Origin of the sequence: Streptomyces sp. NPDC051555, from assembly GCF_044454405.1 — a bacterium.
GTDB lineage: Bacteria > Actinomycetota > Actinomycetes > Streptomycetales > Streptomycetaceae > Streptomyces.
The window spans coordinates 719,913-736,885 of the sequence record NZ_JBITDP010000001.1 but is presented as its reverse complement, the minus strand read 5'-3'; the positions used below and the strand labels follow the sequence as shown (position 1 = coordinate 736,885).

The 16,973-nt window shown below is 72.4% G+C and carries 21 protein-coding genes; 10 read left to right on the top strand and 11 right to left on the bottom strand.

Annotated elements, in window-relative coordinates; translation table 11 throughout:
* Positions 1-147 precede the first annotated feature (147 nt).
* On the top strand, positions 148-462 hold the full coding sequence (locus tag ACIBEA_RS03145; RefSeq protein ID WP_399257915.1) for an SHOCT domain-containing protein: 315 nt from the start codon (positions 148-150) through the stop codon (positions 460-462).
* A gap of 117 nt (positions 463-579) precedes the next feature.
* On the opposite strand, the gene ACIBEA_RS03140 is transcribed toward ACIBEA_RS03145, so the two are convergent.
* On the bottom strand, positions 580-1,527 hold the full coding sequence (locus tag ACIBEA_RS03140; protein ID WP_399257311.1) for a tellurite resistance/C4-dicarboxylate transporter family protein: 948 nt from the start codon (positions 1,525-1,527) through the stop codon (positions 580-582).
* Positions 1,528-1,646: 119 nt separating this feature from the next.
* The gene (locus ACIBEA_RS03135) at positions 1,647-1,811 is read right to left on the bottom strand and encodes a hypothetical protein (protein ID WP_399257950.1); all 165 of its coding nucleotides are present in this window, start codon (positions 1,809-1,811) and stop codon (positions 1,647-1,649) included.
* On the opposite strand from ACIBEA_RS03135, the gene ACIBEA_RS03130 reads away from it, so the two are divergent.
* Positions 1,741-2,841 (top strand): AI-2E family transporter, encoded by a 1,101-nt coding sequence (locus ACIBEA_RS03130; RefSeq protein WP_399257309.1) that lies wholly within the window; start codon positions 1,741-1,743, stop codon positions 2,839-2,841. The genes ACIBEA_RS03135 and ACIBEA_RS03130 overlap by 71 nt on opposite strands.
* 61 nt (positions 2,842-2,902) lie before the next feature.
* Here ACIBEA_RS03130 and ACIBEA_RS03125 read toward each other — a convergent pair whose 3' ends face one another.
* Positions 2,903-4,012, bottom strand: a complete 1,110-nt coding sequence (locus ACIBEA_RS03125; RefSeq protein WP_399257307.1) for an alpha/beta hydrolase — start codon at positions 4,010-4,012, stop codon at positions 2,903-2,905.
* Between the two features lie 263 nt (positions 4,013-4,275).
* On the opposite strand from ACIBEA_RS03125, the gene ACIBEA_RS03120 reads away from it, so the two are divergent.
* From ACIBEA_RS03120 to ACIBEA_RS03110, 3 genes are read left to right on the top strand one after another with little or no spacing between them, the layout of a single operon-like run.
* Positions 4,276-4,704: a hypothetical protein gene (locus ACIBEA_RS03120; protein ID WP_399257305.1), complete on the top strand. Its 429-nt coding sequence runs from the start codon at positions 4,276-4,278 to the stop codon at positions 4,702-4,704.
* Complete coding sequence (locus ACIBEA_RS03115) at positions 4,698-4,982, top strand: helix-turn-helix transcriptional regulator (RefSeq protein WP_399257303.1); 285 nt, start codon at positions 4,698-4,700, stop codon at positions 4,980-4,982. The genes ACIBEA_RS03120 and ACIBEA_RS03115 overlap by 7 nt, the downstream gene beginning before the upstream one ends.
* Positions 4,979-5,986 (top strand): NAD(P)-dependent alcohol dehydrogenase, encoded by a 1,008-nt coding sequence (locus ACIBEA_RS03110; RefSeq protein ID WP_399257301.1) that lies wholly within the window; start codon positions 4,979-4,981, stop codon positions 5,984-5,986. Before ACIBEA_RS03115 ends, ACIBEA_RS03110 begins: the two co-directional genes overlap by 4 nt.
* Positions 5,987-6,129: 143 nt before the next feature.
* Here the strand turns inward: ACIBEA_RS03110 and ACIBEA_RS03105 are convergent, their stop codons facing one another.
* Positions 6,130-6,711, bottom strand: a complete 582-nt coding sequence (locus ACIBEA_RS03105) for a TetR family transcriptional regulator (protein WP_399257299.1) — start codon at positions 6,709-6,711, stop codon at positions 6,130-6,132.
* A 126-nt stretch (positions 6,712-6,837) separates the two neighbouring features.
* Between ACIBEA_RS03105 and ACIBEA_RS03100 the strand changes: the two genes are divergently transcribed.
* Together ACIBEA_RS03100 and ACIBEA_RS03095 are read left to right on the top strand one after the other, a co-directional pair.
* Positions 6,838-7,128, top strand: coding sequence for a hypothetical protein (locus ACIBEA_RS03100; RefSeq protein WP_399257297.1), 291 nt, complete (start codon positions 6,838-6,840; stop codon positions 7,126-7,128).
* An 87-nt stretch (positions 7,129-7,215) separates the two neighbouring features.
* Entirely contained in the window at positions 7,216-7,716 is a 501-nt protein-coding gene (locus tag ACIBEA_RS03095; protein WP_399257296.1) for a hypothetical protein, read from the top strand.
* A gap of 57 nt (positions 7,717-7,773) precedes the next feature.
* On the opposite strand, the gene ACIBEA_RS03090 is transcribed toward ACIBEA_RS03095, so the two are convergent.
* Both ACIBEA_RS03090 and ACIBEA_RS03085 read right to left on the bottom strand, forming a co-directional pair.
* Positions 7,774-8,256: a hypothetical protein gene (locus tag ACIBEA_RS03090; RefSeq protein WP_399257294.1), complete on the bottom strand. Its 483-nt coding sequence runs from the start codon at positions 8,254-8,256 to the stop codon at positions 7,774-7,776.
* Between the two features lie 284 nt (positions 8,257-8,540).
* Positions 8,541-10,154, bottom strand: a complete 1,614-nt coding sequence (locus tag ACIBEA_RS03085) for a phospholipase (protein ID WP_399257292.1) — start codon at positions 10,152-10,154, stop codon at positions 8,541-8,543.
* A 232-nt stretch (positions 10,155-10,386) separates the two neighbouring features.
* Between ACIBEA_RS03085 and ACIBEA_RS03080 the strand changes: the two genes are divergently transcribed.
* Together ACIBEA_RS03080 and ACIBEA_RS03075 are read left to right on the top strand one after the other, a co-directional pair.
* Positions 10,387-10,800: a peptidoglycan-binding protein gene (locus ACIBEA_RS03080; RefSeq protein WP_399257290.1), complete on the top strand. Its 414-nt coding sequence runs from the start codon at positions 10,387-10,389 to the stop codon at positions 10,798-10,800.
* A 141-nt stretch (positions 10,801-10,941) separates the two neighbouring features.
* Positions 10,942-11,130 carry a DUF6381 family protein gene (locus tag ACIBEA_RS03075; RefSeq protein WP_399257288.1) on the top strand — a complete coding sequence of 63 codons (189 nt, stop codon included), beginning with the start codon at positions 10,942-10,944 and terminating at the stop codon, positions 11,128-11,130.
* Between the two features lie 146 nt (positions 11,131-11,276).
* Here the strand turns inward: ACIBEA_RS03075 and ACIBEA_RS03070 are convergent, their stop codons facing one another.
* Together ACIBEA_RS03070 and ACIBEA_RS03065 are read right to left on the bottom strand one after the other, a co-directional pair.
* On the bottom strand, positions 11,277-12,629 hold the full coding sequence (locus ACIBEA_RS03070) for a serine hydrolase domain-containing protein (RefSeq protein WP_399257286.1): 1,353 nt from the start codon (positions 12,627-12,629) through the stop codon (positions 11,277-11,279).
* Between the two features lie 149 nt (positions 12,630-12,778).
* Positions 12,779-14,122: a M64 family metallopeptidase gene (locus ACIBEA_RS03065; RefSeq protein WP_399257284.1), complete on the bottom strand. Its 1,344-nt coding sequence runs from the start codon at positions 14,120-14,122 to the stop codon at positions 12,779-12,781.
* A gap of 237 nt (positions 14,123-14,359) precedes the next feature.
* Here ACIBEA_RS03065 and ACIBEA_RS03060 point away from each other — a divergent pair, with 237 nt between their 5' ends.
* Positions 14,360-15,709, top strand: a complete 1,350-nt coding sequence (locus tag ACIBEA_RS03060) for a tetratricopeptide repeat protein (RefSeq protein ID WP_399257282.1) — start codon at positions 14,360-14,362, stop codon at positions 15,707-15,709.
* A 117-nt stretch (positions 15,710-15,826) separates the two neighbouring features.
* Here ACIBEA_RS03060 and ACIBEA_RS03055 read toward each other — a convergent pair whose 3' ends face one another.
* Genes ACIBEA_RS03055 through ACIBEA_RS03045 form a run of 3 tightly spaced genes read right to left on the bottom strand, consistent with a single transcriptional unit; the run spans position 15,827 to position 16,935 of the window.
* Complete coding sequence (locus ACIBEA_RS03055) at positions 15,827-16,153, bottom strand: TcmI family type II polyketide cyclase (protein ID WP_399257280.1); 327 nt, start codon at positions 16,151-16,153, stop codon at positions 15,827-15,829.
* Positions 16,154-16,190: 37 nt separating this feature from the next.
* Complete coding sequence (locus ACIBEA_RS03050; RefSeq protein ID WP_399257278.1) at positions 16,191-16,679, bottom strand: SRPBCC family protein; 489 nt, start codon at positions 16,677-16,679, stop codon at positions 16,191-16,193.
* A gap of 1 nt (position 16,680) precedes the next feature.
* The gene (locus ACIBEA_RS03045) at positions 16,681-16,935 is read right to left on the bottom strand and encodes an acyl carrier protein (RefSeq protein ID WP_399257276.1); all 255 of its coding nucleotides are present in this window, start codon (positions 16,933-16,935) and stop codon (positions 16,681-16,683) included.
* Positions 16,936-16,973: the final 38 nt, after the last annotated feature.

Below are 16,973 nucleotides of genomic sequence, written 5' to 3'. Positions count from 1 at the left end.
CCCCCCGCGTCCGGCGGGGGCGCTCGGCCCGCCCGGGTACTCCCCCGGGGGTACGCGCGGTGCCGCCGGGGGTACGACGACCGGGGCGCCCTCCCGGGGCGAGGCTCGGGGTGACGGATCAACCCCTTTCCGAGGAGCGCAGTCGTGATGAACACCCTGGCGTACGACGGGCCCGGCCCGTGGATCCTGTTCTTCCCGCTGGTCTGGGCGGCCGTGATCTTCACCGTGGTCACGGTGCTGCGCCGCACCGTCTGGCGCGGCCGGCGCGGTGGCCGCGCGCCGTGGGCGGCGGCCGGCCGCGTCCCCTACGGCGAGAACTCCCCCATCGTGATCATCGGCCGGCGGTTCGCCACCGGCGAGATCGACGAGGACGAGTACTGGCGTCGGCTGTCGGTGCTGGACGAGCAGTTCGGCCGGGCCGGTGTCGAAGGCCCCGGGCGCGGCCGGGACATGTCCGTCTGACCAGCCGGGCCGCCCGGCCCGCCTCGACCGCACCGACCGGGCCGCCCGGCCCGACCGGTGGTCCGGTGCACCGACGAGGTGCGCCGGACCGCCCGCGAGGGGGCCGGGCGGTGCGGATCAGCGCTCGCGCTCGACCCCGGGGTGGGTCCTGGCCAGGGCGGTGAAGGTCAGCAGCCAGGCGGCCAGCGCGATCCAGAGCAGGATCTCGCCGAGGGGGCGCAGCCACCCCACGCCGGTCGGACCGGCCGCCGAGAGGCAGGACGCGGCGGTCATGCCGAGCGGGAACACGGTGGCCCAGCGCCGGATGTCGTAGCGCGGGCGCGGCCGGACCGCCTCGGCGACCAGCAGGACGACGTACCAGCCGAGCGAGAGGCCGAGCGTCACCAGAGTGGCGGTACGCAAGGCGGCGTGCGCCCCGCCTCCCCATACGGGTGACGCCGTGAGTGCGGAACCGGCGAGGGCGCAGATGGCGAGCGCGCCGCCCGCCACCCACTGGTCGCCCGCACCGTGCAGCACCTCGCGGAGGTCGAACCGCACCAGGGCCTCGACGTAGAGCAGCAGCCCGAGGCAGAACGCGACGAGCGCCACCCGAGCGAGCCAGCCCTGACCGCTGTCGGCGGCGACCACGGCCGCCAGGACGGCCACTCCCTGGGTGGCGACGCAGACGAGGAACGCCACCCCCGTCTCACCCCGGCGCCGGTGCCGCAGGACCGCGAGCATCAGCCCGGGCCAGAGCAGCACGGCCAGCGCCAACAGGACGACGGCGGCCGGCCGCCAGCCCAGCATGGACAGCCGGGCGCCGAGCACCGTGGTGGCGGCGACGGCGGTGAGCGCCGCCGGAGTGTCGGCCTCGGACCGGAAGCGGCCACGGTCGGCGAGCAGCCGGACCGCGAAGTCGGCGGCCAGTACGCACCACAGGGCTCCGGCGACGGCCAGTGCCACGAGCGACGGCACGCCGTGGCCGGTCAGGTGCAGGCCGATCGAGATGATGCCGGCGGCCATGACGGCGGCGCCCGCCGCCGGGGGCAGGTCGGCCCACCAGCGGGCACCGGGTGTGCGGTTCACCCTTCCAGCGGACACCGCGGCCGTGCGGCGCGCGAGCGTAGGGGGCCATTGGGGCCAACGGCCGGACCCGCCCGTGAGGCGGAGGCGGGGCGCCGGCCCTTTGATGACCTCATGGCGGATCAACGGCAGCGGCAGCCCAGCGCGACCAGGCGCAGCACGGCGCGCTCGGCGCGCACGCCCCGCCGTGCCACCGGACGGCGCGGGCGGCCACGGATGTCCGCGGTGCCCGCGCGGTACCGGACGTACCCGGCGGGGGCGGCGCGCGTGTCGCCCGTGCTGCGCACGGCCGCCGCCTACGCGTGGCGGCTGCTGGTCGTGGCCGCCGTGGCCTACGGCGTCTTCGTGGTGCTCGGACGCTTCCACGAGATCGGGCTCGCCGTCTTCCTCGGGCTCGTCGCGACGGCGCTCCTGCGGCCGCCCGCCGACCTGCTGGCCCGGTGGATACCGCGGCCGCTGGCGGTGGCGTGCGCCCTGATCGGCTCCATCGTGCTGGTCCTCGGCGCGCTGGCGTTCGTCGGCGAGACGGTGGCCAGCCAGTGGACCGATCTGATCGCGGAGTTCCGGGACGGGCTGGCGCGGATCGAACCGTGGCTGGAGCGCGCACCGTTCCGGCTGGATCCGCATGCGCTCAGCGACCTGCAGGCCCGGATCGGCTCGTACCTCTCCAGCCATCGATCCACGCTGCTCGACACCGCCGTGACCGGCGCGGGGAGGCTGGTGCAGGCGCTGACGGTCATCGCCCTGGCCCTCTTCTGCTCGGTCTTCTTCATCCACTCGGGCGACCGGCAGTGGGCGTGGTTCTGCGCCCAGTTCCCCACCGACGCGCGGCAACGGCTCGCGGACGCGGGCCGGGCCGCGTGGCGGACCTTCACCGGCTACACGCACGGCATCATGCTGGTGGCCGCCACCAACGCCGTGCTCGTGTGCGTCGCGCTGCTCCTGCTCGGAGTGCCGCTCGCGGTGCCGCTCGCCCTGCTGGAGTTCTTCGCCGCCTTCATCCCGCTGATCGGGTCCCCGGTGGCGCTGGCGGTGGCCGCCGTCGTGGCGCTGGCCGTCAAGGGGCCGCTGGTCGCCGCCCTGGTGGTCGTGCTGATCGTGGTCATCGGGCAGATCGAGGGGCACCTGCTGCATCCCCTGGTGATGAGCTGGGCCGTGAGCCTGCATCCGGTGGTGGTGGCGCTGTCGGTGATCGCGGGGGCCATCGCCGCGGGGGTGGTGGGCGCGGTGGTGGCGGTGCCGCTGGTCTCGGTCCTGTGGTCGGTCCGCCAGACCCTCCGCGCCCCCGCCTCCCCGTCCCCCACCCCCGGCCCGTGACCCGGCCCGCGACCCGGGCCGTGCACCGGCGCTCCGGCGCGGGGTCACGTGCCCGGCAGGCTCACTTGCCCAGGCGGGCGCCCATCCACTCCATCGCCGGCGGGATCTCCCGGCGCCAGGTGTTGAAGCCGTGCCCGCCGCTGTCGAGGGTGATCGACGAGACGTTCGCGCGGTCCTTCACCTTCTCGACGAACTCCCGCGTCGGCTTGAGGTTCGACTCGCCGATGAGCGAGGTGGTGACCAGGAATGAGGACTTGCCCTTCGGCAGCTTCTCCAGGTTCGTCATCAGGTCGGAGCGCTTCTCCAGCTTCTTGTCCCCGTGGAAGAGGTCGCCGGACTGGGCGTCCACCTCGGGCTTGTAGTCGGCCGACAGACCGATCGCCACGGAGTAGGTCTCCTGGTGCTGGAGACCCATCTTCAATGCGCAGTACCCGCCGGTGGAGTCGCCCATGATGCCCCAGTCGCGCGCCTGGGTGCCGGTCCGGTAGGCCCCCGCGATCGTCTTGGGAAGATCGGTCCCGAAGAAGGTCTCCGTCGCCGGACCGCCCGGGATGTCGATGCACTGCGAGTTGAAGGGCACGACGGTCGGCCGCATCATCACCAGGATCGTCGGCGGCATCTTCTTCTCCTTGGCCAGCGTCCACGCCGTCCTCGGGTACTTCAGGTTGCGCACCAGGTTCTCGGCCATGCCCGGGTAGCCGGTGAGGACGACCGCCGCGGGGAACTTCCGGTGCTCGTTGCCCTTCTGGAAGTACTCCGGGGGCAGGTAGACGTACGCCTCGCCGCCCTGCCGGGACCGCTCGCCCTTCAGCATGACCTTCTCGACCACCCCGGCCGACCGGGGCTCGGCGCTGCCGGGCACCTCGGGCTTCTGCCGCCCGAGGACCTTGACCGCGACGCCGCCGGGCAGGTCGTCGCCCTGCTGGGAGGCCTCCGTCTTCTGTCCGGCGAACAGGTCGCCCCACGAGGCGTACAGCAGGAAGGTCCGGTTCGCCACCAACCCGACAGAGGCCAGCACGAGCACCTGCGCGGTGAGGATCAGGCCGACGCGACCGAGCACGGCCCGCCAGCTGCGCCGCGCGAGCCGCGGCCACAGCCACACACCGGCCGCGAACACCAGCACCGTACCCAGCAGGATGGTCACCAGGAACGCGTTACTCATCAGACTCACGGATCAGAACTGCTCTCTGCGATGTTCCGGGCCGGACCCCCGGGTCCGGGGCGCACCGCTTCAGGTGCGCGTCAGGGTAGACAGTCACGCCGGACGATCCGTTCCACCTCGACACCCCTCATGTCACCCGGGCGGGTCACACGGGCGCCCAGATCCGCCCGCACGCCGCATGAAGTAAAGAAACATTGACATGAGGTCAAGCAGATCTTACGTTCATCGTGTCAAAGATGCTTTACACGGGAACACGGGAACGGAGGGTGCACGTGTCGTTCGAAGAGAAGCGCGCCTGGACCATGGGGCTGGTGGCCGTCGCGGCGTACGCGGTGTACCTCTCCCTGGTGCTGGGCCGGGCGGCGGGCGGCTCTCCCGCGGACGTGGCGTACGTCCCGCTGATGCTGTGGTCGATCGGCGGCTCGATCGCCGCGACGATCGCGGTCAACATCGCCCTGGGCATCGGCTCCCCCGGGAGCGGCCGGCGCACGGACCAACGCGACCGGGAGATCAGCCGGTTCGGCGAGCACATCGGGCAGTCGTTCGTCGCCATCGGCGGGGTGGCGGCGCTCCTGATGGCGATGGCCCAGCTGGACTACTTCTGGATCGCCAACGCCGTCTACCTGGCCTTCGTCCTATCGGCGGCTCTCGGCTCCATGGCCAGGATCGCCGCCTACCGGTGGGGCTTCCAGGCATGGTGAAGCCCACGGAGGTCACCAACAGCATCCGCGCCCTGCGCTTCGCCCACGGGGAGATGACCCAGGCGGAGCTCGCGGACCGGATCGGCGTGACGCGACAGACCGTCATCGCCATCGAGAAGGGGCGCTACTCCCCCTCGCTCCAGATGGCGTTCCAGATCGCCCGCGCCTTCCGGGTCCCGCTCGATACGGTCTTCCAGTACCCGGACGACGACGCGTCCGAGAGCAGCAGGGACACCGACACCGACACCACCACCGACGAGGGAAGCGAGGGGCCATGAGGGCCATCGTCCAGGACGCGTACGGCTCGGCCGACGCGATGAGGTTCGACGCCGACGTCGAGCGGCCCGTCCCAGGGGACGACGACGTCCTCGTACGGGTGCACGCGGCCGGGGTGGACGCCGGGGTCTGGCACCTGATGACGGGAACGCCGTACCTGGTCCGGCTGATGGGCTACGGGCTACGACGGCCCAAGTACCGCATACCCGGCATGGACATGGCGGGCACGGTCGAGGCGGTCGGCGCGAACGTGACGCGATTGCGGCCGGGCGACGAGGTGTTCGGCATGGGCAAGGGCGCCTTCGCCGAGTACGCGTGCGCGCCGCAGGCCAAACTCGCCCTGAAGCCGCCCTCCTTGAGCTTCGAGCAGGCCGCCGCGCTGCCGGTGTCCGGGCTTACCGCCCTGCAGGCCCTGCGCGACAGCGGTGGTATCCGCGCGGGACAGAAGGTGCTGGTCATCGGGGCTTCCGGGGGCGTGGGGTCGTACGCCGTGCAGCTCGCCAAGGCGTACGGCGCGGAGGTCACCGGGGTGTGCGGGACCGCCAAGTCCGACCTGGTCCGCTCGCTCGGCGCGGACCACGTCATCGACTACACGCGCACGGAGATCGGCGCCGGCGCGGGGACGGCCACGGGTACGGCCGGCGGGGCGCCGGACCGTTACGACCTCGTCCTCGACATCGCGGGCGGCAGGCCCCTGTCCCGGCTGCGGCGGGCGCTCACGCCCCGGGGGACGCTCGTCCTGGTGGGCAACGAGGCCGGGGGCCGCTGGTCGGGCGGGATGGGCCGGCTGCTCCGGGCCGTGCTGCTCTCGCCCTTCGTCGGCCAGCGGCTGCGCCCGATGGCCGCGGTGGAACGGTACGAGGACCTCGACGTGCTCGCCGACTTCGTCGGAACCGGCCGACTGACACCGGCCCTGGACCGGACGTACCCGCTGAGCGAGGCGCCCGAAGCCGTGCGGAGCCTGGCGGAACACCGCGTCCGCGGCAAGTCCGCCGTCACCGTCTGACGCCGACCGGTCCGGACCTGCGCAACCCTGCCGCCGCCCGTCGGTCGGCCAGAAGCACGCGCGGTGCGTGACGCACCCGAGTTCGCGTGGAGCGACCGGGCCGCCGGACCCCCGCAACCCCCGACCGTCAGGCCGTCACGCCGTCACGCCGTCAGCCGCCGGACCGCGTCGACCAGGGCCGCGCGCTGCGCGGCGGCGCCCCCGTCCGCGACGCCGGGGACGAGCATCCGGGAGAGCTGGGGCAGGTTGAACCAGGAGACGGTCAGCGAGATCACGGTGTGCATGATCTGGCCGGGCGCGAGGTCACTGGTGACCGACCCGGCACGCTGCGCGGCGGCGATGGTCGCGATCTTCTCGTCGTAGTGGTCGGTGCGCTCGCACTGGGCGGCCACCCGGTCCTGACACTGGAGCCCCTCCCAGGCCAGCAGGCGGACGAAGTGCGGGTGCTGCTGGTGGTAGTCGAAGACCCGGCCCGCGTAGTCCCCGAGGTCCGCGGCCTGCTCCGGCGCCAGCGGTACCGCGGCGGCGAGCTTCTGCAGCTCGGCCTCCAGGACGGCGACGAACAGCTTCTCCTTGCCGCCGAAGTACTGGTAGATGCGCTCTTTGTTGACGCCCGCCCGGGTCGCGACGCGGGCGATCCGGGCACCCTCGGGACCGTGTTCGGCGAACTCCTCGACCGCGGCGTCGAGCAGGAGCTGTTTCGTGCGTGCGGTGTCCCAGGCCATGGGCCGCATCCTAACCCATCTCCAACCTCCTGGTTGGAGATGGAATGGATCATGTGCAAGACTCCAACCAGTTGGTTGGACATCAGGATTCCAGCCACTCGGCACCGCCACGACCAGGAGACCGCCATGCCCGAATCCCCCGCGCCCGAAGCCGTCGCACCCGACACCACGACCGCCCCGACCGGCCCCTCCGCGCACCGCCGGGCGCTGATCACCTGGCTGGCCGTCTACCCCACGATCACCCTCACCCTCGGCCTGCTCGGCCCGGCAATGACCGACCTCCCCCTCCCCCTGCGGACCTTGATCCTCACCGCGGTGGTCGTCCCCGTGGCCGCCTACGCGCTGATCCCGCTCCTCATGAAGGCCAACGCCGCCGCCGGTCGCCGCGCGAGGGGAACCATTCGGCCAATTGCTTGACATGGGCCTGACATTTCAAGGTCCTTGTGGGACGTTCCACGGCGCGTCGGTCCACCCCCACGAGGACATGACAATGAGGAGCACATGATGAGCATCAGGAAATGGACGGGCCTGACCGCCCTGGCCGCCGCCGCGGTCCTCGCCGGATCATCGGCGGCGATCGCCCTCGGCCCCACCGCGGACCAGCGGGCCGACGGCGTCATCGTGGTCGCGGGCAACACCTGCACCTGGACCAACGCCAGGACGAGCGCGAATCCCCCCGCCGCGCTGACGGTCGACCGCACCACCATCAACACGCCCGGCGGCAACCTGTCCTGTACGGGCGGCATCACCGCGAGCCTCAACAACAATCCCGCCTTCGCCTTCGACGACGCGAGCGGCGTCGCGAAGACCGACGCGATCGACATCACCGGCAAGCAGAGCTTCATCTCCTGCCGCTACAAGGCCACCAACATCGTGTGGAACCGCGACGGCGCCACCCGCAAGTACCTCAACCAGGCCTTCACCGCGACCAAGACCTCGGGGAGCTTCCTGTGCCCCGGATCGGTCACCACGGCCGCCGGCGGCGCCTCCATGCTGTTCCACTGAGCCCCGCTCCGCCGTGCGCCGCGACCCCCGCCCGGGGGGCCGCGGCGCACCGCGCGATCAGCTCAGGTCGAAGCTGACGGAAGAGGCCTGGTCGTTCATGCCGTCACCGACGTAGGCGTTGTAGCCGTAGTACGTCTGGTGAGCGCCCCGGAAGTCCGCGTGCTCCCACAGGGTGATCGGGCAGGTGATGCCCTGGACCGAGCTGACGGTGTCGTTCCACCCCCACTTGCTCAGGGCGTTGAACTCCGGGTAGCGCCAGTTGCAGCCCACGCTGCCGCGGAAGGTGAATTCGCTGCCGCCGGAGTTGGAGTCGCTCCAGATCTTGCCGAGGTCCTTGTATTCGGCGCTCGCGCCCAACTCGGCGGCCTGCGCCCTGGTCCCGAAACAACCGCCCTGGCCGGTGTCGACGACGTAGGCGCAGAACTTCGCGGGCTTGGGCGCCGCGCCCGGGTCCGCCGCCGCCGATGCCGGAGTGACGAGCGCCGCCGTGACCGCGAACGCGGCCGCACCGAGGGCGAAAGCAGATCGAACCGTGCTCATGAATGCTCCTCAAGTAGATCAACAGCTGGGCGGCACGACTCAACAAGGTGCGCTCTGCACCCGTCGAGGGCCGGCAGCTGCCCGTGGCACATTCCCGACGGTCGGGCCCGGTCCACGGTCCGCGGCCCGACTGGCGCGAACGGATCGACGTACCCGCGCCCGAGCGGCCGGGCGCTGCCGCATCCCGCTCGACGCCCCCGCGGCGCCCCCCGACGACAGCAGGGACATGGCCGAAGTAATGGCCATGCCCCTGCATTCCGGCTGTGGCGCCGAATGTCCTGATATCAGCGACAGATGCCCTGCTCGTAGTCGACCGTGGCGGTCGCCCTGGAGTACTGCCACTGCGGCGCGAGGAGCTGCGTGCGCAACTGCTCGGCCGCGGCCGGGCTCTCCACCACGTAGCCGAAGTCCTGGAGCCAGGCGGGGTAGAGGTTCTTCGACCCGATGTAGAAGGCGGCGTCGTCGACCGAGACGAGCTTGTGGTGCAGGGCGTACGGGCGCCCGTCCGCCCAGGTCGGGTTGGCCGAGCTGCGGAAGGTGGCGAGCTGGAGCCCGGAGCACATCACGGTCCGGGCAGCCGCCTGGTCACCGGTGATCCGTGCGAGGCGGTCGCGGAGCGTGTCGCTGATCTCGGAGAGGGACTTGATCTGCGAGTAACCACCGCTGCCCACGGCGCCGCGGTTGGCGGGGTCGCTCACGACGATCCGGACCTTGACGCCCGCGGCCAGGCGCGCGGCGAGGGCGTCGTAGGTCCGGACGTCGTAGCGGGGCAGGGGCGGGCAGGTCGCGTTGAGGTCCTGCTGCGAGATCTCGATGTGCGCGCCCGCGCTGGAGATGAGCGTGCGCAGCGCGCTCTCCTCCGGGTTGACCGTGTCGTAGTCGCGGTCGGCGTTGGTGCTGTCGTGCAGGCCGACGACGCACTTGGTGTCGGCGGCGGTGGGCAGGGTCGGTTGGAAGGACGAGGTCGGGTCGTTGCGCCGGATCCCCACGCCGAGTCCACCGACGGCGATCACCGGGACGTCACCGCCCGCGGGCGTACGCGGCTCCGGTCGCGCCAGCGCGGGCAGGCACCCGGCGCCGTTGGAGGAGGCGAACCAGACGCTGGCGATGTTGCCCTTGTTCTGGCAGGTCCAGGACCACAGCTCGTCCAGGTACTTCCCGGCGGACGCGGCGGCGGGGCCGCTCAGCGCGAGGTCGACGTCGGTCACCGGGTGGGCGGTGTCGAGGTAGTCGTCCTTCCACCCGTTGATGCCACCGGTGACGACCGACTGTCCGTCGACCACGAGGAGTTTGGAGTGGTTCCAGGACAACCCGGTCTTGGAGGTGGTCATCGAGGCGACGTTGAGCGTGACGTTCGGTGCGTCGGCGCCGAGCTTGCCCACCAGGTCGTCGCGGTACTTCGACGGCACGACGTTGAGGTGGTAGACCGGGGCCGCGCCGACCAGCACGCGGACGGTGAGCTTGTTCCCGGCGGCGGCCGAGGCCTTGAGGCCGGCGACGACGGCGTCCTGGAAGGCCCCGTTGGGGAACGGCGCCAAGGTGGATATGTCCACGGTGTGCTGGGCTCGGGAGATGTTCTCGGTCATCTTGTCGAGCAGCCGCCGGGTCCCGGGGCGCTCGGTGCAGGTGGCGTCGCCCCAGCAGCCGGGGGTCTGCAGGAGCCAGTCCCCGCCGCCCGGGGTGGACGCGTCGAGGCTGTTGCCCGCGGTGCGCTCCCACACGCGGCCTTCGAGGCCGGGGCTGACCTGGCGGAGCGTCCGTTCGACGGAGTCCAGGTGCGGCGTCTCGGCGGCGGCCGCCGGGAGCGCGGGCACCAGGGCCAGCAGGAGCGCGGGCAGGACGGACAGCGCGACGCGGGTGGACGACGCGGCATGACGGTGTGACGGCTGGCGGACCAATGTGGGTTTCCTTGCACGAGGGGATCGCCGGTGCCACGCGGGGGCGACCGGCAAGATCAACTCGCGGAACGTATCAGTCCGATATGGGAAGTTGACACTCCGGAAATCGGATCAGGCCATTTTCGGCATTCCGGGATCGATACGGGCAGGAGCGGCCCTGCCGGTGCCTACGCTGGCTATCCGGTGATCACGTCCGATGATCACATCCGACACACGAGGAAACGGGACACCCATGAAGGCTCTTGGCCGCGCCGCCGCGTCCGCGGCGCTCGTCCTCGCCCTGCTGCCCGCCGCAGGGCTGCTCGCCGCCGGGACCGCCGCCGCGGCGCCCGCCGGCTCCGTCGCCGCGGCGGCCGACGGCGGCCCTCGCACGGACTGGCCGGTGACCGGTGTGCAGTGCGGCTGGGACATCCGCACCACTCCCCCCACCGTCCAGCAGGGCAGCCGCGGCGCGACGGTCCGCGAGGCCCAGTGCCTGCTGGACTTCTGGGGCGTACCGGTGTCCTGGTCGGAGACCGAGACCGAGGGCGCCTTCGGCGCGGCGACCGCCGAGGCCACCCGGCGCTTCCAGCAGCAGCGGGGGCTGACCCCGGACGGGATCGTCGGCGCCGACACCTGGGCGCAGCTGCGTATGGGGCCCTTCTAGGCCCTGCGGCCCCCGCCGGCCGGACCGCGCGGACCGGGGCCGGCCACGCTCCGTTACCCCCCTGGCGTCCCGGGATGCGGATGCGCCGCGCTGCTGCTTCGCTGATTGCGCCCGCTCTCCCCACCGATCCGAGGAGTGATCATGAGCGTTGCAGGCGAGTCCGGCGGCCGGGCCGGGCAGATGCGCGCCAAGGCGCAGGAGCTGAACGAGGCGGCCGAGCGCGCCGCCGACCCGCAGGACCGCAAGCGGCTCCAGGACAAGGCGCGCCGGCTGCAGGAGCAGAGCGAGCAGGAGAGCCGTATCGACGACCCGGGCATGGACATGCGCTAGGCAGCGGTCCGGCGATGATTCCGGGCGGCCCCGGGAGTCCTCCCTCCGAGGGGCCGGCCGCGGGAGCGCGCCGCCGCTGATGCGCGCCTTCTGGGAGTACGCGGCGAACGGCTGAGCCCCCTCCCCCGCGGTCCGGCGGTCGTCCGTCAGCCGCGGGCCGCCGCGCGCCGCAGCAATTCCTCGTCCGGGCCGCGCAGGGCGTCCGGGTCGGGGGTGCGGGCGCCGGGTCCCGCTGCCGCGCCGCCGCACAGGGCCTCGTCGATGAAGACGCTCCTGGCCGCGTCGATGGCGTTCGGGAGCGGGTTGCCGCTCGCGTCCAGTCGCTCGTACTTCGACAGGGTGGAGCCGAGGGCCAGCTGGCGCCCGCCGTCCGCCGAGGACAGGGCCAGCGTGCCGCCGCCGAAGACGGCGCCGTCGTGGCCCCAGACCGGCCCGCACCGGGTCTCGACCCGCACGATGCCGAGGCCGTAGCGCATCGTCTCCCGGCCGGCCGCGTCCTTGACGGGCACGGTGGTCAGCAGCTGCCGGAGCTGTTCGGGGCGCAGCAAACGGCCCTGGAGCAGGGCGCGGTAGAAGGTGTTGACGTCGTCCATGGTGGCGACCAGGGCGCCCGCCGTGCCGCCCCACGACATGTCGTAGTCGCTGTAGTCGCGGGGCGGGTCGATGTGTCCGAAGAACGACTCGTAGAGCTTGGCGTGCGGGCCGCGCACCGTGGTCTCGGCGCCGGGGAAGTAGGTGTCGCGCAGGTGGGCGCGGTGGATCACGTCACGGGTGATGACGGTCTCCGGGTCCTCGCCGGCGGCGGCGCGCAGGAGTTCGCCGAGCAGGATGTAGTTGGTGTTGGAGTACGACCAGCGCGCGCCGGGCTCGAAGAGCTGCGGTGCGCCCACTCCGTACCCGATCAGCTCGGTCGGGGGGAAGTGGCGGTGGCGGTTGTCGTCCAGGCTCCGGGGGGAGCCCTGGAGGAGGGATGGGAAGGCCATCGGCAGGTAGTCCGCGATGCCGCTGGTCTGGTTGAGCAGCATGCGGACGGTGATCTTGCGGCCACGCTCGCCCGGGACGAGATCCGGCAGGTAGTCGCCGACGGGCCGGTCCAGCTCGATCCGGCCACGGGCCGCCTGTTGGAGCACGGCGACCGCGGTGAACGTCTTGGTGATGCTACCGATCCGGTGGCGCATGTCGGGACGGGTGGGCCGCCGCGTGTCGACGTCGGCGAAGCCGGTGGCGCCGCGCCACCGGTCGGCCCCGTCCCGCACGGCCGCGTAGGCGCCGTACAGGCCCGCCGCGTGCACGGCGTCGAGGTCCTGGTCGAGCCGCTGCCGGTCGAGGGAGGCGCCGGGCGCGTTCCGGGCCGGCCCCGGGGCCGGGCGGTCGGCGGCGGTCGCCGCCGGGGCCGCGCCGGCCAGGAGGGACAGCAGTACTGCGGCGGTGGCCGCGGTACTGCTGATGCCGATGCGGCGGCGGATGCGGTGGCGTCGGTCGAGGCGTGAGGAAGGCACCTGCGTCTCCCGTTCTCTGCGGTCCGCGGGCCCGGTCCGGCCGCGGACATCAGTGATCATCCTTGCCTTCCCGGGCTCCGGACCCACCCTTTTTCCCGCCTTTTCGGCCGGAGTTGACCGCAATGGCCGGACCGCTCCGTGGGTGCGCGCTACAGACGGACCTGCCACTCGACCGACGACCGCAGCTTGCGGGCGATCTCCGGGTCGCGCACCGAGGGCGTACGGTCCTCGACCGTGACCGTCAGCCGGTGCGCCCGCAGGTCGAAGAGCCACAGTTCGCCGACGTACACCTCCTTGCGGCCCTCGAACCGCTTCTGCTCGCGCCCGTCCAGGTACCAGCGCACCACCGGCTGCCGCCCGTCCGGGCCGGTCAGCCGGGGTACGGAGACCTTCGCGGCATCCCGCAGCCGCAGGGTGCGCCCGGTCGGGGCGAGCGGTGTGGCCAGACGCGCGTACTGGTGGAACCCCGCGATCATCGCCTCGACGCCGGGCAGGTTGAAGGGCTTGCCCAGGACCCGCATGATCGAGGCGTCGGTCGGTCGGTAGAGGCCGGTGACGAAGTACCCGCCGCCCTCGTAGGAGCCGACCGCACCGCCGTCGGGCGAGGTTTCGCCGAGCCAGCGGTACCACTTGGTGCGCTGTTCGCCCATCGGACCGGCCGCGAGGGTGGAGGTGTTGGAGTCGGCGGGCTCGGGACCGGTGTAGTGCTCGTACTCCGGGACCCCGGGGTAGAAGTACTCGTCGGCCAGCTTGCCCAGCGAGTGGCCGGTCTCGTGGACGGCGACCTGGCCGGACTTCGGGTGGCCCGCCGAGGCGGTCGATATGCCGGCGTAACCGAGGGTCGCGCTGGGCTCGTTGTATCCCGCGCCGCCGTACTTGGCGCTGTTGGCGAGGACGATCACCAGGTCGGCCGCGGGCGCCTTGGCCACGTAACCGTCCACCTTGGGCTGGTCGACGCAGAGCAGCCGCTCGATCTGCTCGCACCAGAAGTACGAACCGAGCGCGGTGTCGCGGACCGTCGCCGGGTCGGGGTCGCCGGAGACGCCGGACTCCCGGGAGACGGCGTCGACCGTCCAGACGTTGAAGAGGTTGCGGTAGCTCGCGTAGGGCTCGACCGCGGAGAGCTCGGCCCACTTCTCCTTGGCGTCGATGTGGAAGCGGTCCAGTTCCGCGGCGGTGTAGCCGTCGCCGACGACCACGATGTCGAGGCGGTCGGCCACCGCGCCGTTGTCGATCATCTTGGTGACGGCCCCGTCGGCCGCCCGCCCCGCCTCGGGCAGCCGTAGCCCGGGCTTCGCCCGGCCCGCCGCCGGTACCTCGACCGATCCGGACCCGGCTTCGCCGCCGTGCTCCGGCCCCGGCACCTCCACCGGCACGCGGGCGCCGCCGAGCGGTGCGGCGGTCGGGCGCGGCGCCGGGTCGGCGCTCGCGTCGCCCGGTCCCGCGGCCAGCAGCACGGCGGTGGCGCAGCACGCCACGGCGACCGCGCGCACGATCCGCCTCGGCGACCGCCCCCGCCCCGCGAAGTGCCCTGATCTCACGAAATGCGCTCGTCCCACGAAATGCCCCCTATGGCAAGGAAGTTGAGCAACGGAAGTACAGAAGTTAAGTGACCGATTAAGCGCAATGAATCGGTTGCTTAAATTAGGGGGCGCAGGAGGCGTGCGCAATGGTCCGCGCGCCCCAATACTGTTCCCTCGGCGGCGCGTTGACGTGATCAGGGAGCATTGATGGACGAACCGATCGAGATCGGGCACAGGGTTCAGCGACTGCGGGCAGAACGCGGTCTGACCCAGAAGCAGTTGGCCTATCCCGCCTACAGCGCCGCGTACGTCTCGACGCTGGAGGCCGGCAAGGTCCGCCCCTCCGAGACCGCCTTGCGCTTCCTCGCCGGGCGCCTGGACATCAGCTTCGAGGAGCTGGTCACCGGCCGGCCCGCCGCTCTGGCCACCGAGCTGCGGCTCGGCCTGACCGACGCGCAGCGGGCGCTCGCCACCGGCGCCGCCGACGAGGCCGCCGACCGCTACCGGCCGCTCCTGGCCGAGGCGGAGCGGCTCGGCCTGACCGCGGAGCGGACCGAGGCACTGCTGGGCCTCGGCGACTGCGCCCTGGAATCGGGTGAACTCACCGACGCCGTGGCCCGGTTCGAAGCGGCGGAGCGCCTGCTGGAAGGTGAACCGCTGCACCGCAGGGCCCGGCCGATCCGCGGCCGCGCGGTCGCACTGCTGCTGGCCGGCGAGCTGCGCTACGCCTGCTACCTGCTCGAATCCACCATCGACGAGCTCAACACGGGCGGGCTGCCCGATCCCGAGGCGCTGGTGCTGCTCTACGCGGCCGTCATCGGCCCCTACATCGACATGGGTGCGCACGCGCGGGCCGCGCACGCGGCCGAACTCGCGCTGGCGCTCGCGCCCCGGGTCGGGGATCCGGCCCTGGTCGCGGGCATGCACCGGCAGGTGGCCCGGACCTTCCTCGCCGAGGGCCGGCCCGCCGACGCCGATGCCTCGCTGGCCAAGGCGCAGGCGATCTACCGGCAGCTGCGCCTGGGCGCCGACCTGGCGCACTGCCACTGGATGCGGGGGTACGTACAGGCGCAGAACGGCGAACTACGCGCGGCCGAGGTCGAGTTGCGTACGGCGCGGGACATGCTGGCGGCGCGCCGGGCCGCGCTCTACACCGCGCAGGTCGAGGTGGAGCTGGCCGACGTACTGCGCCGGCTCGGCCGGTACGAGGAGGCGGCCGCGCTGCTGGCGGAGCTGCTGGAGCTGGGCGACCGGCACGGCGCGGTGCACGCGGGCGGGGCCCACCGGTTGCTGGGGCTGATCGCGCAGGAGCGCGGGGACACCGACGCGGCCGAGGAACACTACGTACGGGCGCTGGCCCTGTTGGAGCGCAGCGGGGCGTCGGGGGACCTCGCCGACCTGTGCCGGCTGCTGGGCGATCTGCTGCGGCAGGCGGGGCGCACCGAGGCGGCGTTGGACGCGTACCGCACGGGTCTGGGGCACCGCGCGGCGCCGGGAACCACGACCCTCGGCCCGGCGCCCGCGGCGCCGACCGGGGCTCTGCGGCTGTCCCGGTGACCCGAGCGGGCGGGCCGGGCAGCCGGACGGGCCGGGCCGGAGCGCCGCGCGGTGTGCGCCGCGGCGTCCGTCCCGGCCCGTGGGGCCGTGCGGGTGGGGAACCGGTCCGGCCCGCCCTCAGGCGGGACGTTCCCAGCGGTAGAACCGCTGGGCCATCGCGTCCTTCGGGCTGCGCCAGGTCTCGGGGTCGTGCGGGCTGATGTACCGCGTCAGGCTGTCGCTGAGGCTGCGGAACTCCGGATGGTCCGTGACCTCGGCGATGGCCGGGCCCGGCGGGGTGTCGGATTCGATCAGGTGCAGGTACACCTCGCCGAACTGGAACAGGCTGCGGCGCTTGACGCCGACCAGCTGGGGCAGCTCGCCCGCGTCCGAGGCCGCGAACAGGTCGGCGATGTCGGGTGCGGAGCCGGGTGCCATACGGGCCACGATGAGCGCTTGGTGCATGGGAGGGAGAGTGCCTTCCTGCTCGTGGTGACGGGTTTCAGCGGCCGCCGGCGACGGGAACGGGGCGCTCGGCCTTCTCCCGGCCGTGCCGCTCGATCTTGTCGCGGATCAGCTCCATCTGGATGCGGGAGTTGTGGTTGATCCGGTCGGTCATGCCCGCGTCGTCGATGGGGGCCTCGGGCTTCATCGCGAAGTCCTGCACCCACCTCATCCGGGTGCCGCCGGGGATCGGGGCGTACTCCCAGTGGATGTCCATGTGCGCGAACGGGCCCGTCTCGACGCGGCGGGCCCGGACGCTGAGGCCCGCGCGGTCGACGGTGCGCTCCGAGACCCAGCTCCACACGACGCCGTTCTCGTCCGGGTGCATCGCCAGCCGGAAGCGGGTGGTGTCACCGGCTCGGTCGAGGATCTCGATGGACGCGTACTCGCTGAAGAGGTCCGGCCAGTTGGGGAGGTCGTTGGTCATCTCCCACACGAGGTCGACGGGGGCCTTGACGGTGATCTCGTTGTCGGTGTGGCCGGCCATGTCAGGCTCCCGTCATCAGGCTGTTGTTGACCAGGTCGAGGAATTCCGCGGGGCTCTTGCAGCGGTCCGCGTCGGTGGGGAGCGCGCGGCCCCGCCGGTTCTCCAGCTCGCCGACGACGCCGAGGAGTCCCAGCGAGTCGAGGCCGTAGTCGTCGAACACGGCGTCCGGCCGGCTCGCCATCTCGGCGGGGTCGACGGTGATTCCGGCGGCCTTCATCAGGCCCGCGAGTTCTTCCATGGTGAGTCGGTCGGACATGGTGGGTGCCTTTCTCTCTGCGACTGCGACTGCGGCTA